Origin of the sequence: Cyanobium usitatum str. Tous (assembly GCF_963920485.1) — a bacterium.
Classification (GTDB): domain Bacteria; phylum Cyanobacteriota; class Cyanobacteriia; order PCC-6307; family Cyanobiaceae; genus Cyanobium_A; species Cyanobium_A usitatum_A.
Genome location: NZ_OY986431.1, coordinates 283,700 through 297,502 on the forward strand (window position 1 = coordinate 283,700; position 13,803 = coordinate 297,502).

The 13,803-nt window shown below is 58.8% G+C and carries 10 protein-coding genes; 1 reads left to right on the plus strand and 9 read right to left on the minus strand.

Features of this window, described 5'->3' with window-relative positions:
- Nucleotides 1-96: 96 nt before the first annotated feature.
- From U9970_RS01505 to U9970_RS01545, 9 genes are all read right to left on the minus strand, one after another.
- Nucleotides 97-1,098, minus strand: coding sequence for a glycosyltransferase family 2 protein (locus U9970_RS01505; RefSeq protein ID WP_322764996.1), 1,002 nt, complete (start codon nucleotides 1,096-1,098; stop codon nucleotides 97-99).
- Nucleotides 1,099-1,106: 8 nt separating this feature from the next.
- Nucleotides 1,107-2,357 (minus strand): hypothetical protein, encoded by a 1,251-nt coding sequence (locus U9970_RS01510; protein ID WP_322764997.1) that lies wholly within the window; start codon nucleotides 2,355-2,357, stop codon nucleotides 1,107-1,109.
- A gap of 712 nt (nucleotides 2,358-3,069) precedes the next feature.
- Nucleotides 3,070-3,900, minus strand: coding sequence for a sulfotransferase family protein (locus U9970_RS01515; RefSeq protein ID WP_322764998.1), 831 nt, complete (start codon nucleotides 3,898-3,900; stop codon nucleotides 3,070-3,072).
- A gap of 61 nt (nucleotides 3,901-3,961) precedes the next feature.
- Nucleotides 3,962-4,738 carry a sulfotransferase family protein gene (locus tag U9970_RS01520; RefSeq protein WP_322764999.1) on the minus strand — a complete coding sequence of 259 codons (777 nt, stop codon included), beginning with the start codon at nucleotides 4,736-4,738 and terminating at the stop codon, nucleotides 3,962-3,964.
- Nucleotides 4,735-7,020 carry an N-acetylneuraminate synthase family protein gene (locus tag U9970_RS01525; protein ID WP_322765000.1) on the minus strand — a complete coding sequence of 762 codons (2,286 nt, stop codon included), beginning with the start codon at nucleotides 7,018-7,020 and terminating at the stop codon, nucleotides 4,735-4,737. The genes U9970_RS01520 and U9970_RS01525 overlap by 4 nt, the downstream gene beginning before the upstream one ends.
- A 33-nt stretch (nucleotides 7,021-7,053) precedes the next feature.
- On the minus strand, nucleotides 7,054-8,364 hold the full coding sequence (locus U9970_RS01530; protein WP_322765001.1) for a DUF6716 putative glycosyltransferase: 1,311 nt from the start codon (nucleotides 8,362-8,364) through the stop codon (nucleotides 7,054-7,056).
- Nucleotides 8,361-9,074 (minus strand): DUF6716 putative glycosyltransferase, encoded by a 714-nt coding sequence (locus tag U9970_RS01535; RefSeq protein ID WP_322765002.1) that lies wholly within the window; start codon nucleotides 9,072-9,074, stop codon nucleotides 8,361-8,363. Before U9970_RS01535 ends, U9970_RS01530 begins: the two co-directional genes overlap by 4 nt.
- Nucleotides 9,075-9,385: 311 nt before the next feature.
- Nucleotides 9,386-10,678, minus strand: coding sequence for a DUF6716 putative glycosyltransferase (locus tag U9970_RS01540; protein ID WP_322765003.1), 1,293 nt, complete (start codon nucleotides 10,676-10,678; stop codon nucleotides 9,386-9,388).
- Nucleotides 10,678-11,439 (minus strand): acylneuraminate cytidylyltransferase family protein, encoded by a 762-nt coding sequence (locus U9970_RS01545; protein WP_322765004.1) that lies wholly within the window; start codon nucleotides 11,437-11,439, stop codon nucleotides 10,678-10,680. Before U9970_RS01545 ends, U9970_RS01540 begins: the two co-directional genes overlap by 1 nt.
- Before the next feature lie 385 nt (nucleotides 11,440-11,824).
- Between U9970_RS01545 and U9970_RS01550 the strand changes: the two genes are divergently transcribed.
- Nucleotides 11,825-13,759: a capsular polysaccharide biosynthesis protein gene (locus U9970_RS01550; protein WP_322765005.1), complete on the plus strand. Its 1,935-nt coding sequence runs from the start codon at nucleotides 11,825-11,827 to the stop codon at nucleotides 13,757-13,759.
- Nucleotides 13,760-13,803: the final 44 nt, after the last annotated feature.

Genomic DNA, 13,803 nt, shown 5'->3' on the forward strand with positions numbered 1-13,803 from the left:
GCCAAGGTCGCCCCAGAGGCACGGATGATCGGCAGAGAGGGAGCCCAGGGGGGAGGGCAATATCAAAGGTGATGTAGATCCTTGAATACAAGAACTTTACTCAAGGGGTAGCAGTTCAATTCCCAGGTTGGCTGCGAATGAGCGCAAGCTCTTCGAGCGCTCCGTTAACTGGGCCGCTAAGGCGAGCTCCATATCCCGTTGTCGGGGCAGCACTAGACGGTGCTGCTGGATCGCTTTCTGCACCCAAGGCTGCCTCAGTACGTCCCAGTGACTGTCACCAGGGACGTAAGAGTGCACCGCCAGGATGTTCGCCAATTCGGTATTGTGCCGACCCAAGAGCATGCGCATTCGATTGCGACCCTTTTTGAGGGTTGCACCGCTACCTTCGGCTGGATCAAAGCGCCAACGCAGTGCGGTCAGACGGTGTTGACGCTGAACTCTGGCCAATATGCCATTGCGATATGCCGTGAACTGGGGCTGCCGGGCCAGGTCGGGATGGGGCGGCAGCCAGGCAGTGTCCAGGCGCGGGGCCTCGGTGTTTTTTGTGGCCATGCGTTGGGGGACCTCGGCAAAGTCAGCTGCTTTTACGAAGCCGCTGTTCAGGCCTGCCCGACAAAGCCGCCGATAAAAATCCACGTCATCGCCGCCCCAGCCAGACATCTGGTCGTGGTAGCCGCCGATTCGCCTCGCCACCAGGCGCGGCACCAGGCAAAGCCCCGAGGAGCTGCCGCGCTGGCTACAGCCCCGCAGGAAAAGCTGCGGGTTCAGAGCCATGGCCTCCACGTAGGCGGAGATGTCCACGATCGCGATGTCAGCATCGAGCTTCAGGATCAGATCCGCATCAGAGGCCTGTAGGCCCACGTTTTGTGCCCTGCCTTGGCGCCATAGGGGCTCATCGTCCACCCGCAGCACCGTGATGCGGGGATCACGATTCCGCCCAAGGGCCTCCGCGACCGGAAGATCCGACTGGAAGTCCACCACCAGGATGCGCCGCACAAGGGGATGGCTCAGCCAGGAGGGAAGGCTGGCGCGCAGGTTGGCCAGACGGTTGCGACAGGGGGTCACAACGTCAACAGTGGGCAGGGCGCGACTGGACATGGTGTGACTCAGTGGCGGCGATGAAAGCGCAGAAACAGGTCACGTAGTAGCCGCAGATCCTCTAGGCCGTCCACTTCCTCAAGCAGCTGCAGGTGCTCAGGTCGATAGGCCAGCAGGTCATGCCGAGCGAACAGGTACTGAAAGGGGCCTTGGGCCATGCGTGCATTCACGTCGCCGAAGAACCCCTCGAATTCGCGACAAATTTTCAGCAGATGGAGGGGTCGCTGTTCGGCCTCGAACTCGGGCACGAAGCCCAGCCCTTCCAGGGAGTGCATGTCCACTAGGGAGTGGTCAGAGGAGTAGTTGAGCACCTCCAGCAGATCGCTGGCTCGGGGCAGGATCTTGCGCAGAAAGTCTTTGTTGAGCAGGCTCTCCGCCCCGCAGCTTGCGGCCTGATTGCCGCTGGCGTAAATGAACAGCTGTCGGACAGGTACCTTCAGCACGGTGCTGAAGAAGTGGTGACTGCTTCGTCCGCTGCCCTGGACGTCGATCAGCAGGGGCTGACGTGTAGGTGTTGCCGGCTCAAGTAAAGAGCGGCTGTAGGCCCGGTAACCCTTGGAGGCCCGGGCTTTAGCTTGGCGAGAGGTGAGGTAATAGGCGTGGGGTGGGAGTCCAGTGCCGCTCTGCTGGCACCAATCCGGGGCGAAGCGCTGCTGGGCCTCCACCATCGACCGATATAGACCGTGCAGGTAGGCGCAGTCACGGGCGCAGAACAGCAGCTGGCTGGGGCCATCTGCTCTGCAACCTCTGTGCATCAATTCCAGGCTCAACAGGTAGAGCAGCGGCAGATTCAAACGCCGCTGCACCTTTAGCAAACCATCAATGCCACCGCTGCTCGGTTCAGGGTCTGGCCCCCGCCCGGGCCGGTCTAGGCGTTGTAGTCGCATCAGATTGGCCAGGCCGGTCAGCCCGGCGTCTTCAAACTGCCGTTCCAGCGATGAGAAGCCGGTGCTGCGCACCTGCGCCACCTGATGATCACGCTGGGCTGCCTTGACTACGTCAGCCACGACGTTGTCGCCTCGGTGGCGGGCTTCAATTCCCGCCTGTCGAAGCTTGCGCCAGACCCGGCCTTGCTGCTTGCCGCTCGAGCTCACCAGAAATGGATGGCGATCAAGGTTTATATGTGGGCGGGCGATCATCCGCATCTGGTCCGCCGAAAGATACATGTCGCTGATGACTAAATCGCCGGCTCCCAGTCGATCGAGATTGGCGCGCACCGGCTGGGCGAACTGGCGCTCTGCCTCTAGCTCCAGCTCCATCAGTTCCTGACAGCGCTCAGGTTGTAGCCCGCTAGCTTGAGTCAAGACTTCGTAAATGTGTGCCAGTTGATAGTTATCTTGTCGTTGGCGTGCCTGGCGTTCGGCAGTTACGCGCTGCTGGCGGAAGTTGGGGATGCCAGCCAACTCGCCTACGTAGTCGAATACACGCTTGGGATCACTATCCCAGCGGGTGATTAGGGTGTCCCAGAAGTCGAAGCTTTGAATTTTTAGAACTTTTTTGATACTGGGTATAGCGCTCCTTTCTCTGCCCCAGCGTCGGTGGCGGAGCAGTATGGCCGTGCTGCCTATCGCCAAACAGGCAAAGCCCTGATGCCGCAAATTCCGTCTTTTCAAAAAACCGCGCAGTCCCAGCAGTCCCCATGGGCAGGGTGGCAGAACCTGTACAACTAATTGAGCAAAGTTGTTGCTCGTAGATGGGAGAATATCAGCGGAGTTGCCACCCCACTCCACAATCACAACTCTTGGTCCTGCTCCCTCTATGGGGGATGATTTTTGTTGGGAGGAGAGCACCAGTCTTGGTGCGCCATGGCGCTGGATAAAACGATTTACGAGCGCGGAGCGACATCCACTTTGACTTTCCAGCAGCGCCCAGTTCAGTTGCGGAGTTCCGGGATCAACTTCTGGGCGTGTCAGATCAGCCAGCATCAGATCGAGAAGTCCTTCGATGTCTGGCACAATTTGGCTCACAGAATCACAAAGCCCAGGTATCGATGGGTTTGCCCATGTAGGCCAGCATCTGCTCGGCATCGGGCCGCACCACCTCCAACACCTGGCTGCGCAGCTTGTCCGTCCAGGCGGGAGCCTCCACCATTGCACGGCCCTTGTCACCGGCTTCGTTTACTCGTGGTAGCTGGCCATCATCAAGGAGCAGATCTAGATTTGCTGGGTCTGTTGAAGCTCCCAGGAAGCTCAATAGAGCTGTAAGTGTGGGGCGAGGTGCTGCGATCAGCTCTTCGAAAGTAAGACAGTGGATCTGGTCGTCAGGATAAAATTTGCGAAAGGCTTGCAAGCGTTCGTGATATAGGGAGCAGCCCACCACTAGGCGACGCAGGTGGCCAGAATTCATCAATCCACTGAAATCTCGGGTGCCAGGTTGGCGCCCCTTGCGATGACGCCATTGAGAGACGATCCTATCTAGTGGATCGCGCACCACATACACCAATTTAAGATTGGGTAGATAGCGGTGCATCAAAGCTGGGGCGTTGGTAGAGCTCTTAAGTGCGCTGGCATACATGGTGCTACCTTCGCCGCGCAACTTGCAGGCCTTGCCAGCTTTAAAAAGACGGCCATACCATTTCCAGCCCATGTCGTAGCGCCGACCAAAGAATTTTGGCTCTTTCGGTTTGCTGATAAAGAAGTCGGGGTGGCGAGGCAATATTGAAGTAAGTGTTGTTGTGGCAGATTTTGCCGCTCCAATAATGATGAAATTTGGCAATCTCCGGCCCAGTGCCTGCACCTCGGCCTCGTGTTCGCCCCGTAATCCGGCCTCAATTACTTTTCGCAATTGACGGTTGAGGCCCAAGACGTTCTCCTTAGTGGGGTGGGTTTGATGGTATGTATTTTACGTCAATCGCCTTGCCTGATCAGGCGGGCAGCGTAGCTGTGATGCGTTCCAAGGGGGTTGGGGTCACGCTGAGCTGGCCACGGGCAAGTTTATACAAGTCGTGATCACCGTAGAACAGTTCCACGTCCTCTCGGTAGCGCTCCCTAGCGAGGCTGATCAGGTTTTCGTCGCTGAAGTGGTCGGTAAGATCTGATTCGCCAGCTCTGCGTACGTTTTTACTGGGTAGCTTGCCAAGTGCTGGCAAGCCAGCTTGACGCATGCGGCGGCGTAGCAGCTGCCAGTGGTCTGCCATTGCTTCCATTTGGCCGATGAATCCAGGCACCGGCACACCGTCTATGCAAAGAATGCTGCTTTGGGGGAGTAGGTGTACGTCTAAATCAGCATCTGCTGTGGCGACCACCACCTCCAGAAAGCGTCGAAACGGCATATGACGCTCCAGCCCCATTCTTTGCATCGCCGTCGACAACGTGTCGTTTTCGATCAGCTTGTTGTTATAGGCCGACACCAAACGATCGAAGGGGTTGCGCACGAAGCTGAAGCAGAAGTGGCTGCTACGTCGTTGCATAGCCTCCACCGCGTCGACCATCGTGGTTTCGCCATGGGTCCCCTTGCGCCAGAGGGCATCGGCGGTGGTGCGGTAGCCCTCCTCCGGCGGTTGATCAAGCAGTCGGGTAAGGGCGGCCTTCACTGACGAATTGGCCACCTTGGGCACCCGCCCATAAATCAGCGGCAATTGTTGGAAAAGGATGAAGTGCTCATCCAGCACTGCCGGCAGCGCAGGGTTGGCGGCCGTCATGCTGCTACCAAATTGGGACCTACGGCTAGTTGATGCTGTTCCAGTCTCTCTAGGGCCAGCCAAGCCCCTTCCCCATTGTTTTTGTGTCCCTGCCAGATTTCCGGAATGAAGGAGGCTGTGGGAGCCATCTGGCGCAGCAGATTAAAAACATTTGCCCAGTCGATATCACCCTCGTCTATTTGCAGACCCTCTCCATCCACTCCGCTGGAGTCGGCTAGGTGTAGGTGGGCTGTGAGGGGCAGAATTCGCTCTAGGAAACTCGAGAAGGGCTGGTGTAGATGGTTGCAGGCGAGCTTGGAATGGGAAACATCCAGGCATACCCTTAGGGCGTGATTGCGGCAGAAGCTTTCGATGCAATCCGCATCGACAAATAGGTTGTGATATCTCTGGCCGCCGAAGTGCCAGGGAAATGGTGGCATGGTTTGGGGAATGATCTCCACTCCATCGCAGTGCAATTCCCGCAGGCTGGTCGCTAGTTTGTCTAGGAGCGGCAGTCTTTCCTGGCTGCTGAGATGGTGGTTCGCAGAGAAGCCCCCCACATTTGTCACCAACAACACTTCGCCTGGGCACTCAAAGCGCTTACTCAGCCGGGCGGAGAGGTCGAGCACCCGCTGCAGTTCCGTCACTGAATGGCGTCGATAGTCTTCGTCTTGGCTGCAAAGGTCGAGGGTGTGGTCACCGGTGAATAGTTCAGGAGCGTGTATCACCAACCCCATTGGCACCCGTTCTGGTAGCACTGCGTCGATATCTACCTCCACATCTTTGTAGCTGAGATGTATTTCCACGAGGTCGAGGTTGCTGGCGCCTTGGAATGCCTCGAGATCGTGATACCTCACTGGCACGCCAAAGGGATTAGCGAAGCTGTATGGCCTCGGGGTGGCTGCCGCGCGTTTCAGGTCCGATTCGAAGAAGCATTCGCCCTCGGCTTTGTCACTGCTAATGCTTTGGCCTATTAGGTCGTTGAGCCGATAGGGCTGAAGTCCCTGTCCCGGACTCTGGATCCGCACCATCTCGCGGCTGATCGGAGTGCCAGCTGCAATCGGGCAGGCAGCCACCAGGCTCTTAGCCAGTATCTCCCGATTCATCAGCTCGCCCTGGCTGATGCTGCGGGGGGATTCCGAGCCCATCGACTCCTCCACCGCCCGAATCCCAGCCACCATGGCCGTGAATTCCTCGGGCAGCAGACTCACTTTGTGGTCGTTGCCCTCCATCCCTTGGTCGAGGGTGATGTGCTTTTCGATCACTGCCGCCCCAAGAGATACGGCTGCGATTGGTACGGCAAAACCCCGCTCGTGGCCCGAGTACCCCACCGGCGCCTCAGCCAGCTCCGCTAGCCGCCGCAGATAGCGCAGGTTGACATCCTTGAAAGGGGTGGGATAGGTCGAGTTGCAGTGCAGTAGCGCGAAGGCAGCTCCCTGCTGACGCAGGTGACGAATGCCGGCACTGATTTCGAGCTCGGTGGCCATGCCGGTGGAGGCAATCAACGGCTTGCCAGTGGCGGCGATGGCACTGAGGAGATCGTGGTTGGTGAAGTCGGCCGAGGCCACCTTGTATCCCGGCATGCCCCAGCTATCGAGCTTCTCCAGGCTCGTGGTGTCCCAAGGGGTGCAGAGCGGGATCAACCCCTGGCTCAGGGTGTGATCGAAGCAGCGGAACAGTTCATCGTCACTGAGCTGGAAACGCTCCAGTAGATCGAGGGTGTACTGGGTTCCCAGGTCTGAGGCCATGTCGTTGCTGTCGCCCGCGTTGACATACAGCTGATTCATGTCCCGCATCTGGAACTTGGCGCAGTCCGCGCCGGCAGCGGCTGCTGCGTCAATCAGCTGCAGGGCGATCTCCAGGCTGCCGTTGTGATTGTTGCCGATTTCCGCGATCAGAAATGAAGGGGCGCCCTCACCTATCGCTCGGCCCGCTAGCAGTAGCTGCCGCTGACCGCCTCGGGCCACTGCCACCACCCTGCCGTGGTCATCGAGCAGAGGGATCACCTGGATCTTCTGGGAGAACAGGGCCGCCAAGTCGGCTGCTGCGCTGGCTTCGGCTGCTGCCACGCAATCTGGATTCATGGCATCGGTGACCGGCCTGTTCAGGTCAATCAGGTCGCTGGCCGCGATCCAGCGGCGGAAGTCCCCATCGCTGAGCACCCCTTGGAGAATGCCTGCTTCTGACACCACAAAGATCAGCCGGCATTTGTTGGCCGTGATCTTGTTCAGTGCCGTCAGGATCGGGTCTTCGGCGAAGACGACGAACTGGGTGAAATTCCGCTCGATCTGAACCGATTGCACGTCTATTTCGCCTGCTGTTTCCAGTTGCGGACTCTAGAGCCGGAACCGGGGGGTAACCAGCAGGGCTAGACGGCGCAGCCAGCGGTTGCTCTGTTGCAGTGCTGCCAGGCGGCGACTGATGTTGCGGTTGTCCGGCCGCTGTAGCAGCGCAACCTCCAGTAGCCGCCGGGCTTCCCCATAGTCGCGGCAGCGTATGGCGGCCTCGGCTCCTCGCCGTAGCTGGTTTGTGGAGAGGTCAGCGGCATTAACTACATAACCAGGATGGTTCAGGTTCAGCCGGCTGTCCTGCGAGCTGTGCTCCAGTTGCTTCAAGGCCTGCAGCAGGTTGGTTGGGGTGAAATCGGTGTGATAACCCACCCAATGCAACCAGTCGGGATCAGGATCGGGGCCCCCATCCAGGCTGTCGAGATCCTCTGCCGTTGCCAGGGATCGCAGTAGGCCTGAGCCGGCAAAAAACGGCGTGCCCAGGTCGTGACGCAAGCCAAAATCGTCCATCACCACCGGTCTGCAGCCCAGGTCGAGGGCGTCGAACAGGGCGGTTGACGACACGGTGGCCAGCAGCCGGCTGTTCAACAGCAGTTCCGCAAGGGGTTCGTAGCTGAGCCGCAGGTTGGCTGGAGGGCTGCCCAGGGTTTCCACCAGGGTGTGGCTGATATGGCTATCGACCGTGTGAAACGTCGTTTCATGGGGGGCTACCCGCGGTTTAATCACCACCTCCCATTCGGGTGAGCGGCGGGCCAGCCGCGTCAAAGTACGGATTAGGTGTCTCCGCTCAGAGGCGGCCGCCGGCATCACAACCTGTTCGGCGAACACCAGCCTTTTTGGTCGCTCCCCTTGCTCCTGCACAGGAAGGTTGCGGCCTAGGCCCGTGAGCACGCTGCGCTGCTGTTGAAAGGGGGTGTGGCGCAGCAGCAGATCCAGGCGGGCCTGGTCACGGGGGCCATTAAGGCAGATCAGGTCGTAACCCAACCTCCAGGCAATTGCTTCCTCGAAGCGCTCCAGCACCACCCCGTTGAAGCCACAGAACAGGGGACGAGCTTGTCGCTTCTGCTGCAGGCAGTTGCGGTGGTAGCAGCTGCGGAATTCGGCCAACTTGCTGCCAGTGAGATACACCCCGATCGCGTCGAATTGGTCGAGTCGTCGATCTGCCAGCAGAGCCTGGGCATTCAGCGTCCACACCGTTCCGATCAGTTCCAGGGCTTTGAGCACGCCTTCCGGGGTCCCATCGCGCGGAATCGCGTTCACTGTGATTGTTGCCCCGTTTGCGTTGCTGAAGCGAGCCAAGGCCTGGCAAGCCAGTAGCTGGCTGTCGCTGTCCGCAATCAGCAGGATCTGGAGGGTCATGGCTGCCGCTCCACCAGCTGCTCCAGCCGCCGCAGGAGCCGTTGGGGGCCATTGGCGATGGCCCAGCCCCGCTCTGCCAACCATTGGTGATTGGGGCGCTTCAGCTTGGCGAGTCGATCCAAGGGCACACAGTCGGCAAGTTGGTACATGGCACCAGAGCCGAAGAACAGCGGTCCGTTGAAGTCGGTGCGGATGCCGTAGTCACCGAGCACCACGGTTGGCTTACCCCACACCATGGCCGTGAGCAGCCAGGGAGAGGCGATGCCAAGGCAGGCGCTGGACTGGACCAAGGCAATGGCTAGGTCATCAACCTGGCCGAGCTGAAGGTTGCTGGGGGGGGACAGATCCTGCTGGAAGTGCCAGGCCAGGGAAGTTGTGGGCTCCTGCGCCCCCTCAGTCTTCAAGGGGGCATCGGGCTGTATGCGGATCTGCCAGGAGGGGCAGTCCAGGGCGATCGTGCGCAAGCGTTGAAACAAGACACCGTTGGCAAAAGGGGAAGGGGGGATGTCTTGCTGATCAAGCACCAGTAGCAGTGGTGCTTGGCTGTTGGAGTGGCCCAGCGGCTCGGTTGGCAAGCACCAAAGGCCAATGGCCTCGCTGGCCTGGGATGCGCTTTGGCTGCCGCGCACCAGCCAGGCCAGTTCCTGCATCTGAGCCTCACCCTGCAGGCAAATCAGGTCGTAGCCCAGGCGGGGCAGCAGGTCTGCCATCAAGGTGTCCCCATACAAGGGGCGAATTGGGCCCGTAAATAAGGGGCAAGGCCGCTTCCCCCTCAACCGAGCCGACTCCAAATGCACCTGCCTGAATTGGGTCAGCTGGGCCCCCTCAAGAAACACGCCAACTGCGTCAAGCCCATTGAGAAGGTCGCTGCTGGCGGCGACTAGAGGCTGCAGTGGTAACCAGTGCTCATTGCTGACTTCGGGACTGATCAGAGTTACGTCCGCTCCCAATAATCTCAGTTCCACCGCAAGCCGCTGGCAGGATCCCAGTCCGGGCTCTCCGTCGCAAACCAGTGCCAGTTTCATCGGCCCTTAAACAGCCGCTCCAGTCCCCAGAGACCTACCACCCTCTGGCGTGCCCGTCGCAGCAGATTCCGTCCGCGATGACTCGCCACTAGTCGGGAGCGGGCGCCGGCAGAACTAAGCATTTTCTTACCCCCTTTTGCCAGGGCGTAGGTCTGCCAGGAATTACTACCCCAGCCCGGGGGACCTTCCCTATCTGCCGACTCGGAAGATTGGGGCGGATTATTCAGTCGGCTGGCCAGGGCGGCAATAAAAACCTGGTCACCTCCAGGAATGTGACCATGGCGCTCTGGCCAGGCCTGATCGAGGCGGAGGCTGAAGGGGTCTCGAATGATTGAGTCGAAATCGGCGATGGCTGCCGATTCAAGAAAGTAATGATTGCCCAAGGTTTCATTGACTCCCAGGTCCGAGACAATGCGGGTGCTCACACTCAAAGCCATTGCTTCCATCGCCGCGGTGGAGGACACAGTGATGGCGCAGCCGCACTTTTTCAGCAGAGTTAGGCTGGGCTTGTAGCTGATCTGCAGGTTGGGTACGCGGCGGCTGAGCTTCTCAATCCGGCTGGCCATCTCACCATGCTGGCGATGCAGGGTGGCTTCGACTTTCGAGGTGCGTGGCTTAAAGATCACCGGATGCGATGGCCAGGCCTGGGCTAGATCGGCAAGGCGCCTACAGATGTATTTGCGTTGAATCGGGTTGTCCGGCACTGAGGGCTGCTCGAAAAACACGATCGAGGCGGCATCCGGTACTTGGAGTCTTGGTTCGATCGACCAGAGGATCGGCAGGCCAGTCACAACAGCATTGCCGCTGTCCAGCCCTAGGGCACTGCAGGCATGCCGATAAAGCTGGGCGTCGGTTTCTCCGTTTAGACACAACAGGTCTACGCCGGAGCGATCCATCATTCCCTCCAGTTGATGGCGGAACAGAATCCCCGGATAGGCGCTAATGAGTACGGGCCGCCGGAGCTGATCAATCCAGGCCGATTGGAGCAGTAGCTGGGTCTCTCGGGTGCGGCGTCCATCTAAACCGAGCACAAGGGCATCGACTTGCACAAGATCGGTGCGCAGCTCTCGTAGTTGGCCCCACTCGTGTTGCTTGATGGCGGTGCGGGGATCGATGCGGCGGATCTCCAGCACCTGGCGGCGTGAGAGTTTGCGACCAGGCAGTTCAAGCAGATGCAGGCTCGTCGATGCACCTTCCTTACGCGCTACGCGCAGCAGGTTCATGGCGGTTTTGCCGAAGGAGTCGAAGCAGGCCAGGGCTGCCACCTGGCGCCCCTGCAGGCTGCCCATCAATTGCATTCCGATGAAGTGTGTTCCGATGAAGCTTGATTGGCCCCATTCAACAGGGGCGCTAATCGCTCGCAGAGCTCAAGGTCTTCCATGCTGTCTATCTCAGGGGCTAACCCTTCCAGGGGTACGGGCAGGGTGGGCTGGATGAAACGGGTTCCTTTTTCCAGAAACGCTTTTGTACGAATTGCGTAAATGGCACCGGTCTCTAGGTACGCGGGCTCCAAGTCCTGGCGACGGCGGCGGGGTTCGCTGGAGTTGTGATTAATTCCTACCCCGTGGCCATTGCCATCGAGGCACCACAAGAAGCCGTGCCATGGCATCACGCTGAAAGCCATGTTGGCCTGGCTGAGTTGAAGGGCGTTCACCACAGCATCAATCTGGGGCCCAGTGGTGAAGGGCGAGGTGCACTGCAGAAAAACAAACAGGGCGGGCAGAGGGCCAAGCTCTGCTAGCTCGGTGAGGGCGTGGAGCAGGGCCAATTCTGATGATGCTTGGTCCCCTGAGAGCTCACTTGGTCTCTGCAGCCAACTCGCACCCTCCTCTTCGCCAAGATGGCCGATGCAGGCGTCGTCGCTGCTCACCCAGATGGCTCCGACGCTCGAAGCTGTCTTAGCGGCCCTAACGCTGCGTGCAAGCAAGGGAATCCCATCAACGGGGCGAAGATTTTTGCCGGGAACCCCTTTGGATCCACCTCGCGCAGGAATCAAAGCAAGCGGGGCCAGATCTGGATCTATCCGGATCGCCAAGGCAGGAGCACTCATCCAGCGCTACCGCTGGGGGGGCGCAGTCTGCCGTTGGCACCAAGGGGGTAGAAGCGCAGGGGATCTTCAGGCGCCTGGGGCTCGGGCGCCGACTCCAGGCAGGTGCTGCTTTGGTGTCGCTGGAGCGCAAGCACAACTTTTTTGATCCGACCAGAAGGCATGCCCGTTTCGGCCGAGATAGCGGCACAAAGACTGTCTAGAGGGCCTTGGATCTGCATGCGTCGGATGACCGGACTACTGCTTTCAGTACGGAAATCGAAGCTAGCAGTCTTCACCTGTCGGTACCTTGGTTCAAGGGAATCCGTAGCGCCCCCCGCCTTTGGTCTATCCATCCTCCGCAGTTCGACTGGGCCTGCCGGATGCAGGAATGTTCCGTCACGCAACCTTGAAGGCCCTGCTGTCTCCTTTCAGCTTGGTGCGCGGTTCGGGTCGCTGCGGTCGTGAGCAGTTGGATGCTCTGCTGGCCTGGGGACGCAAGCCCAGCGCTCGCGCTGCTGAGCGGCTTGCTGTCGCCCGTGGTCTACCCATTTGGCGATGTGAAGATGCCTTTGTTCGTTCCCTGGGTTTGGGAGCAGACTGCCCGCCTCTTGGTCTGGTCCTAGATGATTTAGGGATCTATTACGACGTCTCAGAACCCAGCCGTCTTGAGCAGCTGATTGCCCGTAATCACAGCCCTGACGAGCTGGCTCGCGCGATGAACCTGCAGCGCCTCTGGCGCGAGCAGCGGGTCAGCAAGTACAACCAATCTGCCGATGTACCGGCACCTGTTCAGCCCTATGTACTGGTGGTTGACCAAACCGTTGCCGATATTTCGATACGACTGGGTTCAGGTTCTCAAGATCAGTTTGCCGCCATGTTGGCCGCGGCACTTCGAAATCATCCTGGTCTCAAAGTGGTGGTCAAAACCCACCCCGATGTGGTCTCTGGTAGAAAAAAGGGCCATTTTACGGCCGAACAACTAGCTGATTCCCGCATAACTTTAGATTCTAGTGGTGGTCATCCCGCGGCTCTGCTTGAGCTGGCTGAGGCTGTGTATGTGGTGACTTCCCAGCTGGGCTTTGAAGCCTTGATGTGGGGGAAGGAGGTCTACTGCTTCGGACTTCCTTTCTTCGCTGGCTGGGGACTAACCCATGATGAACTGCCTGCGCCGTCTCGACGGGCTTCCGCAGGCCAGCGACAGCTGGCCGATCTTGTGCATGCAGCTCTGGTCGAGTATGCAGTTTATATCGATCCTCATACTCTTAAGCCCTGCGAAGTTGAAGATCTAGTGTGTTCGATTGGCTTGCAACGTCAGAGATTGGCTGCCGATCCCGCCCAGGCTGGGGCGCTTGGCTTTACACGCTGGAAAAGACCCTTCTTGCGGCGCTTTATGCCTGGTTGCGAGTTGTCTTTTTTGCGCTCACGAGTGCGGCAACGCCATAGGCAGATTGTCCACTGGGGCCGGGCTTCTGAGCAGCTTTTGTTGGCGCATCCTGGTCGAGTAATTCAGGTGGAAGATGGCTTTCTGCGCTCAGTTGGATTTGGTAATAAGATTCATTTGCGAATAGTTCAGCTACTTAATAATGTTGGGATCAGGGCTGCTCGTCCTCCAAGCCCTTTGTCTTGGGTGGTAGATCACCAGGGTGTCTATTACGACTCCACCCGGCCTTCAGCGTTGGAAAGCTGGCTTGCGACTGCTGATCCCAGTATTGAGCAGCTCGAACGGGCCGCTGCCCTGCGCCAGCGTCTAGTTCAAGAGGCAATTACTAAATACAATCTTTCGGCTCCAGCTTGGCATAGACCATCTGGATTGCGGCGGGTAGTACTGGTGCCAGGACAGGTAGAAAGTGATGCTTCAATTCGATTTGGCGCACCAGGAATAAGAACCAACTTGGAGCTGCTTAAAGCCGTGCGCAATGCGGAGCCAGATGCATATATTATTTATAAGCCCCATCCCGACGTAGTCGCGGGGCTGCGTCGATCTTCCGTTGCTGAAAGTCAAGCCTTGTTGGTAGCTGATTTGGTGCTACGAGAGGCTTCGGTGCAGCAATTATTTGCTCAAGTAGATGCGGTTCACGTGCTCACCTCTTTGGCCGGATTCGAAGCTTTGCTGCGAGGCATAGAGGTCCATGTTTGGGGACTTCCCTTCTACGCCGGCTGGGGTCTTACCAAGGATGCCCACAGTTGCTCTCGTCGAGGGAGAAAGCTTAGTCTAGATGCTCTTGTATTTGGGGCATTGATAGCTTACCCGCGCTACGTCAGTCGTCGCAGTGGCTGGCAGATCACCCCAGAGCAGGCCATCGACGAGCTGGTGGCATGGCGCGCATCTTCCACTGCTTAAATATGGACACCTTCATTATTCTCAACATGGCAAAATTAACTCCA